A 397-nucleotide genomic window follows, 5' to 3' on the forward strand; every position below is an offset into this window, starting at 1 on the left:
CCTTTTGAGTTAGAAAGAATTCCAATGCACTTGCCCATTTCTTCATCATGACTTACGTGGAGGTAATAATAGTTTTTTGTATTATAATAATAGACTAATCCCGCAAGTTGTTGAAAACTTTCTGGCACAAACTCCAATTTCGTTTCCACATTTATCTGAAATGCCTGTTGACGCCTAGCAATTAAACTTTGCTGATGGAGAGAGTTCAGTGATTCCCTTCCATATAACCTCAAAAATCCTTCTCTCTCTTTTAAAGTAGCCCAGTCATCTGTTATCGGGACACGAAGAGAATTAAAGTGAATGTCTAGTTCTGCCGCATTAAAATGATCTAGGACTGGTTTTTCTTCAAATCTATGTTCAGGTAGATCTGGCGCTGGAATCGTGACTTGTGCATCAC

Annotated in this window: 1 pseudogene; it reads right to left on the reverse strand. The window is 38.3% G+C overall.

Going from position 1 to position 397, the window contains the following annotated elements:
• A pseudogene (locus AOA62_RS31900) lies at positions 1–397 on the reverse strand (hypothetical protein); the annotation flags it as partial.

The organism is Pseudomonas sp. 2995-3 (genome assembly GCF_002742565.1).
GTDB lineage: Bacteria > Pseudomonadota > Gammaproteobacteria > Pseudomonadales > Pseudomonadaceae > Aquipseudomonas > Aquipseudomonas edaphica.